The 15,599-nt window shown below is 52.7% G+C and carries 14 protein-coding genes; 10 read left to right on the forward strand and 4 right to left on the reverse strand.

Annotation, left to right across the window (positions count from 1 at the left end; all coding sequences use genetic code 11):
• The first annotated feature begins 11 nt into the window (after positions 1–11).
• Together LOZ86_RS13055 and nfo are read left to right on the forward strand one after the other, a co-directional pair.
• Entirely contained in the window at positions 12–1,085 is a 1,074-nt protein-coding gene (locus LOZ86_RS13055) for a YeiH family protein (RefSeq protein ID WP_039485585.1), read from the forward strand.
• 90 nt (positions 1,086–1,175) lie between these two features.
• Complete coding sequence (gene nfo, locus LOZ86_RS13060) at positions 1,176–2,021, forward strand: deoxyribonuclease IV (protein WP_039485587.1); 846 nt, start codon at positions 1,176–1,178, stop codon at positions 2,019–2,021.
• 225 nt (positions 2,022–2,246) lie between these two features.
• On the opposite strand, the gene fruA is transcribed toward nfo, so the two are convergent.
• Genes fruA through fruB form a run of 3 tightly spaced genes read right to left on the reverse strand, consistent with a single transcriptional unit; the run spans position 2,247 to position 6,025 of the window.
• The gene (fruA, locus tag LOZ86_RS13065; RefSeq protein ID WP_039485590.1) at positions 2,247–3,938 is read right to left on the reverse strand and encodes a PTS fructose transporter subunit IIBC; all 1,692 of its coding nucleotides are present in this window, start codon (positions 3,936–3,938) and stop codon (positions 2,247–2,249) included.
• Between the two features lie 18 nt (positions 3,939–3,956).
• Entirely contained in the window at positions 3,957–4,895 is a 939-nt protein-coding gene (gene fruK / locus LOZ86_RS13070) for a 1-phosphofructokinase (protein ID WP_111778510.1), read from the reverse strand.
• The gene (fruB, locus tag LOZ86_RS13075) at positions 4,892–6,025 is read right to left on the reverse strand and encodes a fused PTS fructose transporter subunit IIA/HPr protein (RefSeq protein ID WP_039485596.1); all 1,134 of its coding nucleotides are present in this window, start codon (positions 6,023–6,025) and stop codon (positions 4,892–4,894) included. Before fruB ends, fruK begins: the two co-directional genes overlap by 4 nt.
• 333 nt (positions 6,026–6,358) lie before the next feature.
• Here fruB and setB point away from each other — a divergent pair, with 333 nt between their 5' ends.
• Complete coding sequence (setB, locus tag LOZ86_RS13080; RefSeq protein ID WP_039485787.1) at positions 6,359–7,537, forward strand: sugar efflux transporter SetB; 1,179 nt, start codon at positions 6,359–6,361, stop codon at positions 7,535–7,537.
• Between the two features lie 10 nt (positions 7,538–7,547).
• Here the strand turns inward: setB and LOZ86_RS13085 are convergent, their stop codons facing one another.
• Positions 7,548–7,802, reverse strand: coding sequence for a hypothetical protein (locus tag LOZ86_RS13085; RefSeq protein WP_039485599.1), 255 nt, complete (start codon positions 7,800–7,802; stop codon positions 7,548–7,550).
• 161 nt (positions 7,803–7,963) lie between these two features.
• On the opposite strand from LOZ86_RS13085, the gene yeiP reads away from it, so the two are divergent.
• The 7 genes from yeiP to LOZ86_RS13120 all read left to right on the forward strand — a co-directional run bounded on the left by yeiP (position 7,964) and on the right by LOZ86_RS13120 (position 15,598).
• Positions 7,964–8,536, forward strand: a complete 573-nt coding sequence (gene yeiP / locus LOZ86_RS13090) for an elongation factor P-like protein YeiP (protein WP_039485600.1) — start codon at positions 7,964–7,966, stop codon at positions 8,534–8,536.
• An 87-nt stretch (positions 8,537–8,623) separates the two neighbouring features.
• Positions 8,624–9,625: a CobW family GTP-binding protein gene (locus LOZ86_RS13095; protein ID WP_039485603.1), complete on the forward strand. Its 1,002-nt coding sequence runs from the start codon at positions 8,624–8,626 to the stop codon at positions 9,623–9,625.
• A gap of 37 nt (positions 9,626–9,662) precedes the next feature.
• A complete protein-coding gene (locus LOZ86_RS13100) occupies positions 9,663–10,364 on the forward strand; it encodes a phosphatase PAP2 family protein (protein WP_039485606.1) in 702 nt (233 codons plus the stop codon).
• A 321-nt stretch (positions 10,365–10,685) separates the two neighbouring features.
• Positions 10,686–11,267, forward strand: coding sequence for a bifunctional murein DD-endopeptidase/murein LD-carboxypeptidase (gene mepS / locus LOZ86_RS13105; RefSeq protein WP_039485609.1), 582 nt, complete (start codon positions 10,686–10,688; stop codon positions 11,265–11,267).
• Between the two features lie 393 nt (positions 11,268–11,660).
• Positions 11,661–13,469: an extracellular solute-binding protein gene (locus LOZ86_RS13110; protein WP_230242096.1), complete on the forward strand. Its 1,809-nt coding sequence runs from the start codon at positions 11,661–11,663 to the stop codon at positions 13,467–13,469.
• A 9-nt stretch (positions 13,470–13,478) separates the two neighbouring features.
• Positions 13,479–14,576 carry a microcin C ABC transporter permease YejB gene (locus tag LOZ86_RS13115; RefSeq protein WP_039485616.1) on the forward strand — a complete coding sequence of 366 codons (1,098 nt, stop codon included), beginning with the start codon at positions 13,479–13,481 and terminating at the stop codon, positions 14,574–14,576.
• Positions 14,573–15,598, forward strand: a complete 1,026-nt coding sequence (locus LOZ86_RS13120; RefSeq protein WP_230242098.1) for an ABC transporter permease — start codon at positions 14,573–14,575, stop codon at positions 15,596–15,598. Before LOZ86_RS13115 ends, LOZ86_RS13120 begins: the two co-directional genes overlap by 4 nt.
• Position 15,599: the final 1 nt, after the last annotated feature.

The raw sequence follows: 15,599 nt of genomic DNA on the forward strand, positions 1-15,599 counted from the left end.
GCACCAAACCCATGGCTCTTCCTGCGACATTACACACGATAGACCCGCCCGATGGAGCAAAAGCGCGATTACCCGGTCTGCTGTTAATAAGTTTAATGACTTTTTCGCTCCTCTGGCTGGCAAATATTCCGAAAATCGCCCATTGGGGACCGGGCTCGCTGACATTGGCGATCCTAAGTGGGATCGTGCTGGGAAATAGCGTTTATCCGCGCCTTCATCCTCTGTGTGACCCGGGCGTGCAGTGGGCCAAACAGCATTTACTTCGCTGGGGCATCATACTTTATGGTTTTCGCCTCAGCTTTCAGCAGGTTGCATCCGTTGGCTTTACCGGTGTTGCGGTCGATCTTACCGTCGTCACGCTGACGTTTTTACTCGCCTGCTGGGTCGGCAAGCACTGGTTGAAACTCGACAATCAGACCGTGATTCTCATCGGTGCTGGCAGCAGCATCTGCGGTGCGGCGGCGATCATGGCAACCGCGCCCGTTGTCAAAGCGTCCAGCAATGCGATTGCCGTCTCCGTTTCCACCGTGGTGATTTTCGGTACGACGGCGATGTTTTTGTATCCGTGGCTCTATCAGCTCAATCTCGAACATCACTGGATTGACGTCACACCGCAGATCGTCGGTCTGTACTTCGGCTCGACGATACATGAAGTTGCTCAGGTCGTTGCCGCTGGGCATGCCGTAGATGGTGCGACGGAAAACATTGCCGTCATCAGCAAGATGCTGCGCGTGATGATGCTGGCCCCTTTCCTTCTCATTCTTGGGTTTTACCTGAAAAAAACGGCGCAAAAAAATGACGTTCAAGACGCGATTCTACTGATGTTCCCGTGGTTTGCGCTGGGGTTTATCGCCGTAGCCGCCTTCAATTCCTTCCAGCTACTTCCTCCTACGTTCGTCACGCAGTTGGTACAGCTCGATAATATGCTGTTGACCATGGCGATGGTGGCGCTGGGGCTCACAACCCGATTCAGTGCCATCCGTCAGGCCGGAGCAAAACCGCTGCTGCTGGCTCTCGTTCTGTTTCTCTGGCTGGTCGTTGGCGGTGCGGGCATCAATCTGTTCTTCGAGCATTTATTCGGCTAACGATAAATTATTTACCTGTTAACGTCTCATTAACGTGCCCGACGGCGCCATGTCGATGCCATAATGTCTCCGTTACCAAAGGAGACCAACATGAAATACATCGGGGCGCACGTTAGCGCATCTGGCGGGGTCGATCAGGCCGTGATTCGCGCACATGAGATAAAGGCGACGGCTTTCGCTTTATTTACCAAGAATCAGCGCCAATGGCAGGCCGCACCGCTCAGCGCCGAGGTCATCGACCGTTTTAAAGCCGCCTGTGAGCAGTACGCGTATACGTCAGCACAGATTCTGCCCCACGATAGCTATCTGATTAATCTGGGTCACCCCGACTCCGAGGCGCTGGAGAAGTCACGCATCGCGTTTATTGATGAAATGTCCCGCTGCCAGCAGCTTGGGCTAAGCCTGCTGAATTTTCACCCCGGCAGCCATCTAAAGCAGATAGAGGAAGCTGACTGTTTGGCACGTATCGCCGAGTCCATCAACATCGCGCTGGCGGAAACGGATGGCGTCACTGCCGTGATTGAAAACACCGCCGGCCAAGGCAGCAATTTGGGTTTCCGCTTTGAGCATCTGGCGGCCATCATCAATGGTGTTGAAGATAAAAGCCGCGTCGGCGTCTGTATCGATACCTGCCACGCCTTCGCTGGCGGCTACGATCTGCGGACAGAAGCCGATTGCGAAGCTACTTTCGCTGAATTCGATCGCATTGTTGGGTTTCGCTATCTGCGCGGAATGCATTTGAATGATGCCAAAAGCGCGTTCGCCAGTCGCGTTGACCGACACCATAGCTTGGGGGAAGGCAATATCGGCAAAACCGCTTTCAGCTATATCATGAAAGATGCTCGCTTTGATGGTATCCCGATGATTCTGGAAACGATCAACCCCGATATCTGGGCCGACGAAATCGCCTGGCTCAAGTCCGAAGCCCAGTGCTGATTATACTCTAAATAATTCAAGTTTCAGGAAGGCGGCAAGAGAGTGAATCCCGATGAGCTTACTCAAGTAAGTGATTCGGGTGAATGAACGTAGCCAACGCACATGCAACTTGAAGTATGACGAGTATATACATAAAAAAGCGCCAGATGGTGAATACCAACTGGCGCTATCTCATCCACATCCTTGTGTTATGGCATTACTTTTTATTCACGACGATGATCAAACTTACGCAACTTTCGCCAATTGTTCATCAGAGCGTTTCAGCAGCGCGTACAGCACGCCAGCAACCGCGGTTCCCGCAATGATCGCTAACAGATAGCCAATAACTGGGGTAATCGCACCAGGAATTAACAGCACGAACAGACCACCGTGTGGTGCCATCAGCTTAGCGCCCACTGCCATTGACAGCGCACCAGTCAGTGCCCCACCAATGATGCAGCAAGGCAGAACGCGCATCGGATCACGCGCCGCGTAAGGAATCGCCCCTTCGGAGATAAAGCACAGGCCCAGTACAAACGCCGCTTTACCGCCTTCACGCTCGGTCGGGTTGAATTTCTTACTTGCCAGCACGGTCGCCAGGCCCATTGCCAACGGTGGCACCATACCGGCTGCCATAACGGCGGCCATCGGAGCGTAAATCTGGCTACTGAGCAAGGTCGTACCGAAGACGTAAGCCACTTTGTTAACCGGCCCGCCCATATCCGTACACATCATCGCGCCCAGGATTGCACCCAGAATCACCGCATTCGCCGTGCCCATGGATTGCAACCAGCCTGTCAGGCCAGTCAGGATTTTCGCCACTGGCGTACCAACGACGTAAATCATGATAAGACCCGTCGCCAACGTGGCGAACAGCGGGATGATCAGAATCGGTTTTAGCGCAGTCAAACTTTGCGGCAGAATCAGTTTATTGTTGATCGCTCTGGCAATATAACCCGCTAGGAAACCAGCAATGATCCCACCAAGGAAGCCTGCACCCGTACTCACCGCCAACATCCCGCCAACCAGACCCGGCGTTAAGCCCGGACGATCCGCAATGGAGAACGCGATATAGCCCGCCAGCACCGGCACCATCAGTGCAAAGGCAGAACCGCCGCCGATCTTCATCAGCGCCGCTGCCAGCGTACCTTCTTGTTTAAAGGCTTCGATACCAAAGACAAACGACAGTGCGATACACAAACCACCCGCGACAACCATCGGCAGCATGTAAGACACGCCGGTCAACAGGTGACGATACGGGCCTGCTCCGCCTTTCTGACCAGACTCGCTAGCGCTTGACGCACTGGCTTGCCCAGATGGCTGATACACTTTAGCTTCAGCCTGCGCTTTATCTAACTCCTGCGCCGTCTTCTTCAGCGCCAACCCGGTCGACGTGCGATACATTTTCTTACCGGCAAACTTAGCCAGATCGACTTCAATATCCGCAGCGACGATCACCAGATCGGCCTGTTCAACTTCTTCAGGAGTAATCGCGTTGCCCGCGCCAACAGAGCCACGCGTTTCCACTTTGACCCACCAGCCGCGTTTTTTCGCTTCGCTTTCAATCGCTTCTGCCGCCATAAACGTGTGCGCGACGCCCGTCGGGCACGCCGTTATCGCCACAATACGCTTGGCAGCTGCGGGTTGCTGAACAGGTGCTGACGCAGCGGCCTGATAGACCGAGGCTTCAGCCTGTGCTTTCGCCAAGAAGGCTTCCGGCTGCGAAACGGCCAGTTCGATGTCACCGACATAAACCCGCTTGCCATTCAGTGCGCTGTCCGCCGCAGCGGATGCACCCAGAACGATCGCCAGTTCAGCGTCGTTAGCCTGTTCTGTAAACGTCACCCCTGCTTTCGCAGCGGCAGCGCCGAGTAGGTTCTTCACCAGTTGGCTTCTCGCCAGGCCCAGTGATTTATCCAAAATCAGCAGCGTTTTCATTGTTTATCTCCTGCTGTATCAGTTAAAGGGTTTGAGGTCGACACGCGCCATCATTGCGGCCAACTGAGGACGATCGGTAATACCAACATTGCTTTGGCTGACGGCCAGTGCTGAAACCGCCGTAGCTAAACGCAGAGTGTGCTCACTGGACTCACGCATTAATAAGCCATAAATCAACCCCCCAACCATGGAGTCGCCCGCACCTACCGTACTTACCACATCACAGGCCGGTGGTTTTGCCAGCCACGCGCCGGATGCATTCACCCACAGCGCGCCTTCCGCACCCAGTGAGATCACAACATGCGCGATACCCTGCTCACGCAGTGCGTGGGCGGCATCCACCACATCAGCCAGCGTAGGTAATTTACGCCCAGCCCATATCTCCAGCTCCCGGCGGTTTGGTTTCACCAACCAAGGAGAGGCTTTCAGTCCCGCCACCAGCGCTTCACGGCTGCTGTCGAAAATAATGCAAGGACACTGCGTGCGCAGACGCGACATCCAGCCGGTAAACGCATCCGGATCGACGCCAGCAGGCAGACTGCCGCTCACCGCGACCATGTCGAACTGCCCCAGCCAGCTCAGCGAGTCATTGACGAAACGCTGCCAATCCTGCTGTGTCACTTCAAAACCGGAAAAGTTGAAGTCGGTTACGTCACCATCTTTTTCGGTTAACTTGACATTAATACGCGTACGTCCTGGCACAACCTGGAAACGGTTGGCAATGCCCAGCTCGCTGAACAATTGCTGAAAACCATCCTGATTGTCTTTACCCAGAAAGCCACCTACCGTGACATCAATCCCGAGATCTTTCAGCACCTTGGCAACGTTGATACCTTTGCCTGCGGCGTGCAGACCCGCTGTCTGAACCAGATTGACTTCGCCTTTCTCAACTTCTGGGCAATAGCCAACCAGGTCATAAGCTGGATTCAGGGTGATTGTGGCTACTCTCCTGCTCATGCTGCCCCCTCGCCCAAACCGGACGTAATCGCTTCGCCAATAGCGGCCAGTGCTTGTTCTGCATCGCTACCGCTCGCGGTGAAACGCAATTTGTGACCTTTCTTCACGCCCAGCGCGACGACTTTCATCAGGCTGCGGCCATTTGCCGGTTTGCCTGTGCCGTCCAGATTGGTGACGGTGATGTCACTGCTGAACTGCTTGATCACGTTCACCAGCATGGTGCCCGGACGCGCGTGCAGGCCGTGTTCGTTGCGAATGCTAAATTCTGCCGTCAGCACTTCACTTTCTTCCGGTACGTCGCTGGTCAAAAGGGCCAGCAGCGTCGGTGCGTCAGCCGTCAGCAGGCGTTCCGCTTTTTGCGCAACCAGCAGGTTGCTCAGGTAATCGATCGGCGCAAAAGCCTGATCGTCAGCCGCAGCTACCGTCACCAGTAAGGCGACGTTTTCGCCGTCAACGCTGAAAGGCGTAGCCGGACGTGCCACCGCAGCCGCGCTGCTGAGGTTACCGACAGCGCTATCGCTGAACCACACGCCTTGCCCCAAATTCAGCGGTTTATTGCTGACTGCGGTGCTGACGAAGCTGGCGTCTGCTGCACCAACCTGCTGAAGACGACCGGCGTTCAGTGCCTGAAGCGTCAACAGATTATCGGTCGCCACATCCAGCGCAATCAGTGAGGTATCAAAGCGGAACTCCGCCAGTTGCTGCTCGCCCATCAGCAGGCTACGCAATTCTTCTGCTGACGTTGTGCTTGCCAAACGTGCCGCTACGCGATCGTCGCTCAGGACGTGGGTAAGTTGACGCAGCAACGCAAGGTGTTCATCAGAACGGGCTGCAATCCCCAACACCACGTAGGCGGTTTGATCTTCACCCCAGGAAATACCCTGAGGAAACTGAAATACTTGAACCCCGGTCTTCAATACCAGATCGCGGGTATCGGTTGTGCCGTGAGGGATAGCAATGCCGCTTCCCAAATAGGTGGATGTTTGCTGTTCGCGCTGTAGCATGCCGTCGACATACCCTGCGTTAACGCACCCGGCCTCGGTCAGTGCTGAAGCAACAAGCTGGATAGCTTCCTGCTTAGTACTGGCCGCTGCGCCCAAATGAATATCTTGCTGTGACAACTGGAACATGGCACTCCTCTCTTGCTGAAAGTTGAATCGTTTCAGCTTTTATGAGAAAAAAATGTGTCGATTGTTAGGGCGTTTCAAAAAAATTCCGCTGAAACGTTTCAAAAGTCTCATTCTATTACGTCATTTATGCAAGCTTTCTACGCTGCTGACGTAACAGAATTTTGACATCACGCACATTTTAACGTGGATAACGCGCTGCCCGCCAACAAAAATCACCGAATAGCTGAAACAGTGCTGACGAAAAATAATGAAACAAGATTTCTGTTTCATTATAAACCCGAGTACTATGTCGCGCTCGACAGACTCTGCCTATTTTCCAAGCGCTATCAATTTATGTTCACTCCTGCAAACACAACGCGACGTCCGCTCGACCTGACATCGTCAGCATTTTTAGTTATTGCCTTCCTGACCGGAACGGCCGGTGCCCTGCAACTTCCTACGCTCAGTCTCTTTCTTTCCAGCGAAGTACAGGTTCGTCCTTTCTTAGTTGGGATGTTTTATACCGGCAGCGCGGTTATCGGTATTGTCGTCAGCCAAATGCTGGCCACGCGTTCGGACCGTCAAGGCGATCGCAAATCGCTGATTTTCGTCTGCTGCCTGCTGGGCGCACTCGCCTGCATGCTGTTTGCCTGGAACCGTAACTACTTTATTCTGCTCTTTATCGGTGTGTTGCTGAGCAGCTTTGGCTCGACCGCGAACCCGCAGCTTTTTGCGCTGGCGCGAGAGCATGCGGATAAAACCGGTCGTGAAGCAGCGATGTTCAGCTCCATACTCCGTGCGCAAATCTCTCTCGCCTGGGTTGTCGGCCCACCGATCGCCTTTGCGCTGGCACTGGGATTCGGTTTCACGACGATGTATCTGACCGCCGCGGTCGTCTTTATCTTGTGCGGCATTCTGGTCAAACTCTTTCTGCCTTCCATGCCCAAAGCCGTGGAAAAGACCACCTCTACGCTGGAATCACCGCGCCGTAACCGCCGTGACACGCTCTTGCTGTTCGTGGCGTGTACCTTGATGTGGACCTGCAACGGCATTTACCTCATTAATATGCCGCTGTATCTGGTGCATGAACTGCATCTGCCGGAAAAACTGGCGGGTATCATGATGGGCGTTGCGGCTGGATTAGAAATTCCGGTGATGCTGATTGCTGGCTACGTTGCCAAACGCTTCGGTAAACGCTTCCTGATGCGGCTTGCCGTTGCCTCCGGTTTACTGTTCTTCGGCGGCTTGCTGGTTCTTGATGGCGAAATAGCACTGCTGGCGTTACAAGCGTTGAACGCCGTTTTCATCGGTATTCTGGCGGGAATCGGCATGCTTTACTTTCAGGACTTGATGCCCGGACAGGCAGGCGCGGCAACCACGCTGTTTACCAATACGACGCGCGTTGGCTGGATCATCTCTGGCTCACTGGCTGGGATTGTTGCTGAAATCTGGAACTATCACGCCGTCTTCTTCTTCGCGCTGCTGATGATCACCGGTTCCATCTATTGTATGTGGCGCATCAAAGACGCCTGATCGCTGCACATTAAGGGGCGGTGTCGGTTTCCAGTTTCAGCAGGTAAATCATCGCCTCATCACGATGGCTGAAACACATATCCGCGCGCGGTTTTAGCCCCGCGCAAACCGCGGGCCGCAGTGGAGAATGGAACAGCCCGCAGCGCATCGCGTCATCAAGATGAATACAGGGCGTGTTTGCAGGCTTGCCGTGCGGCAGACCCGGCATCGGCGTTGAAATCGATGCCGCGATGCAGCAGGCACCGCAATGGGGGCGACAGTCCATCAGCAAGCTCTCCGGTGGGCTGACAAGAAGTAGAGCGCGCCACCATAACAGCCCTTCTACCAAAAACCAATATAAGACCACGTATCTTATGCTTGCCTGAACTCTTCGGCGCGAGTAACGTGTCGCCACAAAAATCACACTCCTTATAGCAGGTAATTTTTATGGCAAGAGCGAACGAAGTTAAACGCGGAATGGTCGTTAACTATAACGACAAGTTATTGCTGGTAAAGGACATCGACGTCCAAAGCCCCAGCGCCCGCGGTGCCAGCACGCTGTACAAAATGCGTTTTTCCGATGTCCGTACGGGTTTGAAAGTGGAAGAGCGTTTTAAAGGCGATGACATTATCGATACCATCACGCTGACACGCCGCACGGTCACTTTCTCTTATATTGACGGCGACGAATACGTCTTTATGGATGATGAGGATTACGCGCCTTACCTCTTCAAAAAAGATCAAATAGAAGAAGAGCTGCTGTTTATCCCTGAAGGCGGCATGCCGGGAATTCAGGTATTGAGCTGGGACGGCCAAATCATCGCGCTGGAACTGCCACAAACGGTCGATCTGGAAATTGTTGAGACGGCACCGGGCATTAAAGGCGCTTCCGCCAGTTCACGCAACAAACCTGCAACCATGAGCACCGGTCTGGTTATTCCCGTTCCAGAATATCTGAGCGCGGGTGAAAAGATCCGTATTCATATTCCAGAACGTCGCTACATGGGTCGCGCAGACTAACATTCTACCTTGTGCTTCGCGCACAATACTTGTCGCCGGATGATCTATCCGGCACACGTCAACCCTCCCCTGCATTAGGAGCCTGCCATGCTAACGAAAGTCAATTTGATTACAGGGTTTCTGGGTAGTGGAAAAACCACCACGATTCGTCATCTTCTGTCGCAAAAACCTGAAGACGAAGTCTGGGCAGTGCTGGTCAATGAATTCGGCGAAGTGGGCATTGACGGTGCGCTACTGGCGGACAGCGGCGCGGTGTTGAAAGAGATTCCCGGCGGCTGCATGTGCTGCGTAAACGGCTTGCCGATGCAGGTTGGCCTGAATATGTTGCTGCAACAAAAGAAGCCCCATCGGTTGCTCATCGAGCCTACGGGACTCGGCCACCCGAAACAAATTCTCTCCTTGCTGACAAGTGATATCTATCAGCCCTGGCTGACATTACAGTCTACGCTGTGTCTGCTGGATGCGCGTCAGCTAAGCGACGCACGTTACACAGAAAATGAGAATTTCCGCGATCAGCTTGCCGCCGCTGACATGATTATCGCCAACAAGCGCGATACTTATACCGCCGACGATCTCGCTGCCTTACAGCAGTGGCAGCAGGCGAACGGCGATGGTCGGCAAATTATCGAGGCCAGTCAGGGAAATGTTGACCTGCTGCTGCTCGACCAACCTCGCCCCCCTTCATCGCAAGAGCGTATGCGCGAACTTCCAGATGGCGCCCACCACCACGCGCATAAGCCAAAAAATAACTTGGCCGCGCTGCAATTACCGAGTGGGCAGTCCTGGCGACGTTCTCTTAATCAGGGACAGGGATACCACGCCTGTGGCTGGATATTCGCCCCTGAGATCGCTTTTGATACCGCCGCCCTGCTGGACTGGGTCCGCCTTTCTCCCGTGAATCGGGTTAAAGGGGTGATGCATATAAAAGAAGGGACGCTCGTCGTGAACCGTCAAGGACACGATCTGCATATAGAAACTCGGTCGACGGCACCGATTGATAGCCGTATCGAAATCATTAATGAAACACCAGCAGAATGGAATACGTTACAAGCCTCATTGTTAAAGGCTCGTTTAGCCAACGTGGACTAAACTGGAGTTTTTCGTCTTTGTTTGGATGCTTTGCCTTATGTCATTTGCTCGTCTTTCTTCTATTTTAGTGCTCAATGTGTTGGGCATTGGTCTGTTTTTATCCTGGTATCTACCGGAAAATCATGGTTTTTGGCTCACGCTCGACAGCCATATCTTTTTCTATTTCAACCGCCTCTTGGTTGATAGCCCGACGTTTTTACATCTGGTTGCCCTTACCAATAACCGCGCTTTTGACGGTTTTGCGCTCGTTGCGATGGGATTGCTATATCTGTCGTTTTATCTAAAAGCGACCTCCACAGAGCGCCGCCGTTTGTTGATCCTCGGTTTTATCATGCTGTTAACTGCCGTCGTGCTGAATCAGGCAGGACATTTATTACCGGTGCAGCACGCGAGCCCGACGCTCTATTTTAGTGACGTCAACCGCGTTTCAGACTTAACAGGTATTCCGACCAAAGATGCGTCATCGGACAGCTTCCCCGGCGACCACGGCATGATGCTGATGATCTTTGCGGCTTTTATACTGCGCTATTTTACCCGCACCGCTTTCGCTATCGGTCTGGTCATCATGGTGATTTTCTCATTGCCTCGCATCATGATTGGTGCACATTGGTTTACCGATATTGCCGTCGGTTCGCTCTCGGTTGTTCTGGTCGGACTGAGTTGGTGGTTATTAACGCCAGCAAGCGATGCCGCGATTACCCTGTTAAATCGGCTATTACCTAAAAAATGGACACGATAAATCCACATAATTCCAAATTTTTACATCGATATTTTTTAGCTGAACACATCATTAAATCTTATAAATAAAACAGTTAAAACTTCTCGCAATCCTGCTGCTGTTACGGTAGTCTCGGTGTTGCTTGATTTTTAGTACACACTGAGCTACCAGCGGCAAGAGAAATAATGTGCATTCCGGCACACTTTCGCTGATGAGTGTTTGGCTAAGAAGAAACTCTGATTTAGTCTGAGTCTCGTTTTCGTTTGGCATTTATACCCCAGTGAAATGGGGATACTACATAACGGTATTTATCGTTAAGGACAGCAAGGGAACATAACAATAATGGTCAAGTCTCAACCGATTCTGAGATATATCTGGCGGGTAGTGCCTGCCGTTGCGGTAGCAATAGTGCTCTCCGCATGTGGAAGTAACAACGCATACAACCACAAACCTCAGACTGATATGCGTGCAGTTAATGATAAAGATGGTCTTTTACTGCAAGCCTCTCAGGATGAATTTGAAGCATTAGTTCGTAATGTAGACATCAAGTCCAAATTACTGAACCAATATGCCAGTTGGAAAGGCGTTCGCTACCGTTTAGGTGGTGATAGTCGCGGTGGCATTGACTGCTCCGCTTTCGTTCAGCGCACTTTCCGCGAACAGTTTGGTATGGATTTACCGCGTTCAACCTATGAACAGCAAGAGATGGGCCAGCAAATTCAGCGCAACAAACTGCGCGTTGGCGATCTTGTTCTGTTCCGCGCAGGTTCAACCGGTCGCCACGTTGGCATTTATCTCGGCAACGATCAATTCGTCCACGCATCAACCAGCAGTGGCGTCATCATTTCCAAAATGACGGAAGACTACTGGAATAAGCGTTATCAAGAAGGACGTCGTGTCCTGAGTAAAGGAAAAACCAGCTAAACACTATCGCTCCCTTGCTGTGATATTGTTTTGTTAGTAAAAGAACTTTGCTGTTAGCCAACGAAACCAGACGACATCAACGCCGCTTATCATCATAAGCGGCGTTTTTTATGCCTGCTTTTCACCCGAATATCACCGTGTTCCTCCCCTTCTGCGGCGCACTGCGCAAAATATGACTGACTCAACAACCTGAAACATTAACAGGCCGTGATTAAGGTAGGTTTATCACCTGATTTCATGATAAAAAGAAAATACGCAACTTCCCGATGGGAATGTTAATTATTTCAAGAACTTTATGCCGAGGAAATCGGCATTGTTGACGTTACGATATGGCGTGTCTACATCAGACGATGCCTAGCCAGATAACGTCTACTCGCAGGAGATTACCGTCAGATGTTAAAGCGCGTTATCGCTGCCGTATTGCTTTGCACGGCCCATCTTGGGGCGTATGCCGAGACGACTGAAAACAGCACCCGCTTTGCACTTTTGGGTGAACCCAAATATGCCGAGAACTTCAGCCATTTTGATTACGTCAATCCTGATGCTCCCAAAGGCGGTAGCATCACTCTCAGTTCACTGGGTACCTTTGACAATTTCAACCGTTACGCACTACGCGGCGTGGCAGCGGCACGTACTGAACGCCTCTACGATTCGCTCTTTGTCTCCTCTGATGACGAACCCGGCAGCTATTATCCGCTGGTCGCCCTGACGACACGCCATTCGGCGGATTTCCGCTGGATTGAGATCGAGATGAATCCCAAAGCCCGCTTTCATGACGGTTCGCCAATCACGGCCGCTGACGTCGCGTTTACCTACAATATGTTTATGACGCAGGGCGTGCCGCAGTTTCGCATCTATTTTAAAGATGTCACCGCCAAAGCCGTTGCACCGCTGACCGTACGCTTTGGTTTTCCCGTATCCGACAAAAACCGCATGTTCAGTCTGATGACATTGCCCATCATGCCGGAGAAATTCTGGAAGAATCATAAATTCAACGAACCGTTACCATATCCGCCGCCGGCTAGCGGGCCTTACCGCATCACCGCCTATCGTACCGGACAATATGTCACCTACTCCCGCGTGAAAGACTATTGGGGTGCCGATCTGCCGGTCAATAAAGGTCAGTACAATTTCGATAAAATCCGCTACGACTACTATATGGATGACAGCGTCGCCCTGGAGGCCTTTAAGGCCGGCGCTTTCGATCTGCGTGAGGAAGGATCGCCAAAACATTGGGCAACCCAATATCAAGGCGGCAACTTTGCGCGCGGCTACATCATCAAACAGGATCAGGTCAACCAATCCGCTCAGTCTACGCGCTGGCTGGTCTTCAATATCCAGCGACCGCTGTTTCAGGATCGCCGGGTGCGTCAGGCGCTAGCGCTGGCATTTGACTTCAACTGGATGAACAAGGCGCTGTATTACAACGCTTATCAACGTACCGACAGCTATTTCCAAAACACCGAGTATGCCGCTAAAGGCGAGCCCAGCGCAGAAGAATTGGTCTGGCTGACGCCGCTGAAGGACAACGTGCCCGCCGAGGTCTTTGGCTCCAGCTATCAACCGCCCTCCTCCGACGGCAGCGGCTATGACCGACAAAACTGGCTTAAAGCACTCAAACTGCTGGAAGAGGCAGGTTGGGAATTGAAAGATCAGAAGCTGGTCAATAGCAAAACCGGGCAGCCATTTACGTTTGAACTGCTGCTGCCAAGCGCCGGCAACTCGCAGTATGTCCTGCCCTTTCAACAGAGCCTGAAAAAACTCGGTATCACGATGAACGTGCGTAACATCGACAGCACGCAGTTCAACAGTCGCCTGCGCAAACGCGATTTAGATATGACGGCAACAGTGTACCCTGCATACATCTACCCCGATGACAGCCTGCAAATGCGCTGGAGCTCGCAGTATATCGACTCAACCTACAATACGTCCGGCGTCAGCGATCCCGCGATTGATTCGCTCATCGCGGACATCGTTAAGCACCAAGGGCAGAAAGTCCCCCTGCTGTCATTAGGCCGCGCGCTGGACAGGGTATTGACCTGGAATCAGCTCATGATCCCCATGTGGTATTCCAATCATGACCGTTTCGCCTATTGGAACAAGTTTGCCATGCCCGCTGTACGCCCAGCCTATTCGCTTGGTTTTGATGGCTGGTGGTTCGATACCAAACAGGCAGCCACGCTGCCCGCAGAGCGACGTTAAGGAATAAAAATGGGAACGTATCTGTTACGCCGCCTCTTGCTGGTCATTCCAACCCTGTGGGCAATCATCACGATTAATTTCTTCATTGTACAAATTGCACCCGGCGGCCCGGTGGATCAGGCCATCGCGGCAATTGAAATGGGGCACGGCAGCGGTTATACCGCCAGTAACGGAATGGATGCCGGTATGGCTCGGACTGGCACCAGCGGCGCACCGAATATCGAGAACGCTTACCGCGGTTCACGCGGCCTCGACCCGGAAGTCATCGAAGAAATCACCAAACGCTATGGCTTCGATAAGCCGATTCATGAACGTTATTTTAAGCTGCTGTGGGATTATGTGCGCTTTGACTTCGGCGACAGCCTGTTCCGTGGTTCTTCGGTGATGCAGCTCATTAAGGAGAGCATGCCGGTTTCGATTACGTTGGGGCTCTGGAGTACGCTGATTGTCTACCTGATTTCCATTCCACTTGGCATCAAAAAAGCCGTGAAGAACGGCACACCGTTCGATACCTGGAGCAGCACGTTAATCATTATCGGCTATGCCATTCCGGCGTTTTTGTTTGCGATCATTTTGATTGTGCTATTCGCGGGCGGCAGTTACCTAGACTGGTTCCCACTTCGAGGGCTGGTTTCCAGCAATTTTGATACCCTGCCGTGGTACAGCAAGATTACCGACTATTTGTGGCATATCGTGCTACCGGTTCTGGCTTCCGTCATTGGCGGTTTCGCTACGCTAACGATGCTCACCAAGAACTCTTTTATGGATGAAATTCGTAAGCAGTACGTTGTTACCGCGCGCGCTAAAGGGCTGGATGAAAAGAGTATTCTCTACCGCCACGTGTTCCGTAATGCCATGTTGCTGGTGATTGCCGGCTTCCCCGCCACGTTTATCAGTATGTTTTTCACTGGTTCACTGCTGATTGAGGTGATGTTCTCGCTCAACGGGCTGGGCCTGTTGGGCTATGACGCCACGCTGCAACGTGACTATCCCGTCATGTTCGGTACGCTGTACATCTTCACACTGATCGGCTTATTGCTGAATATCGTCAGTGACATCACCTATACGCTGGTGGATCCGCGTATCGATTTTGAGGGACGCCAATGAGCCGCTTAAGCCCGATTAATCAGGCGCGCTGGGCGCGTTTTAAAAGTAATCGTCGCGGTTACTGGTCGCTGTGGATTTTCATGGTGCTGTTTATCGTCAGCCTGTTTTCCGAGTTGATCGCCAACGACAAACCGCTGCTGGTGAAGTATGACGGTCAGCTCTATACGCCGGTGCTTATTGACCACAGCGAGAGGACGTTTGGCGGACAGTTGGATACCACCGCTGACTTCCGCGATCCTTATATCGCCGAACGCATCAGCAGCCACGGCTGGGCGATCTGGCCGCTAATTCACTACAGTTACGACACCATAAACTATGCCACTACCGCATCCTTCCCCTCGGCACCAAACTGGCAGAACTGGTTGGGCACGGATAGTCAGGGGAAAGATGTGGTTGCGCAGGTGCTCTATGGCTTCCGTATCTCACTGCTGTTCGGTCTGGCGCTCACGATCCTGTCCAGCGTGAGGGGTATTGCCGTCGGTGCCACACAGGGCTATTACGGCGGGCGTTTCGACCTCTGGGGTCAACGCTTTATCGAAGTCTGGTCCGGCATGCCGACGCTGTTTCTGATTATCCTACTGTCCAGCGTGATTCAACCGGACTTCTGGTGGCTATTGGGTATTACTGTCCTTTTCGGCTGGATGAGTCTGGTTGGCGTGGTACGGGCGGAATTTCTGCGTACTCGCAACTTTGACTACATTCGTGCCGCGCAGGCGATGGGCGTCAGTGACCGCGCCATTATGTTCCGCTGCATGCTGCCAAACGCGATGGTCGCTACGCTGACCTATCTGCCCTTTATTCTTTGCGGCTCGATTACCACGTTGACATCGCTGGATTTTCTCGGCTTTGGTCTGCCGATGGGCTCGCCATCATTAGGCACTTTATTGCTGGAAGGGAAAAATAACCTTCAGGCACCGTGGCTGGGCATTACCGTGTTTATGGTGCTTTCCATCGTGCTTTCCTTACTCATTTTTATCGGCGAAGCGGTGCGCGACGCCTTTGACCCCAGCAAGGCGCATTAAT

The organism is Pectobacterium parvum (assembly GCF_020971565.1).
Lineage (GTDB): Bacteria > Pseudomonadota > Gammaproteobacteria > Enterobacterales > Enterobacteriaceae > Pectobacterium > Pectobacterium polare.

What these genes read in the sequence shown, in the direction of transcription:
- LOZ86_RS13055 (WP_039485585.1), top strand. Translation starts at nt 12, where the DNA reads ATGGCTCTTCCTGCGACATTACACACGATAGACCCGCCCGATGGAGCA.
- nfo (WP_039485587.1), top strand. Translation starts at nt 1,176, where the DNA reads ATGAAATACATCGGGGCGCACGTTAGCGCATCTGGCGGGGTCGATCAG.
- fruA (WP_039485590.1), bottom strand. Translation starts at nt 3,938, where the DNA reads ATGAAAACGCTGCTGATTTTGGATAAATCACTGGGCCTGGCGAGAAGC.
- fruK (WP_111778510.1), bottom strand. Translation starts at nt 4,895, where the DNA reads ATGAGCAGGAGAGTAGCCACAATCACCCTGAATCCAGCTTATGACCTG.
- fruB (WP_039485596.1), bottom strand. Translation starts at nt 6,025, where the DNA reads ATGTTCCAGTTGTCACAGCAAGATATTCATTTGGGCGCAGCGGCCAGT.
- setB (WP_039485787.1), top strand. Translation starts at nt 6,359, where the DNA reads ATGTTCACTCCTGCAAACACAACGCGACGTCCGCTCGACCTGACATCG.
- LOZ86_RS13085 (WP_039485599.1), bottom strand. Translation starts at nt 7,802, where the DNA reads ATGGACTGTCGCCCCCATTGCGGTGCCTGCTGCATCGCGGCATCGATT.
- yeiP (WP_039485600.1), top strand. Translation starts at nt 7,964, where the DNA reads ATGGCAAGAGCGAACGAAGTTAAACGCGGAATGGTCGTTAACTATAAC.
- LOZ86_RS13095 (WP_039485603.1), top strand. Translation starts at nt 8,624, where the DNA reads ATGCTAACGAAAGTCAATTTGATTACAGGGTTTCTGGGTAGTGGAAAA.
- LOZ86_RS13100 (WP_039485606.1), top strand. Translation starts at nt 9,663, where the DNA reads ATGTCATTTGCTCGTCTTTCTTCTATTTTAGTGCTCAATGTGTTGGGC.
- mepS (WP_039485609.1), top strand. Translation starts at nt 10,686, where the DNA reads ATGGTCAAGTCTCAACCGATTCTGAGATATATCTGGCGGGTAGTGCCT.
- LOZ86_RS13110 (WP_230242096.1), top strand. Translation starts at nt 11,661, where the DNA reads ATGTTAAAGCGCGTTATCGCTGCCGTATTGCTTTGCACGGCCCATCTT.
- LOZ86_RS13115 (WP_039485616.1), top strand. Translation starts at nt 13,479, where the DNA reads ATGGGAACGTATCTGTTACGCCGCCTCTTGCTGGTCATTCCAACCCTG.
- LOZ86_RS13120 (WP_230242098.1), top strand. Translation starts at nt 14,573, where the DNA reads ATGAGCCGCTTAAGCCCGATTAATCAGGCGCGCTGGGCGCGTTTTAAA.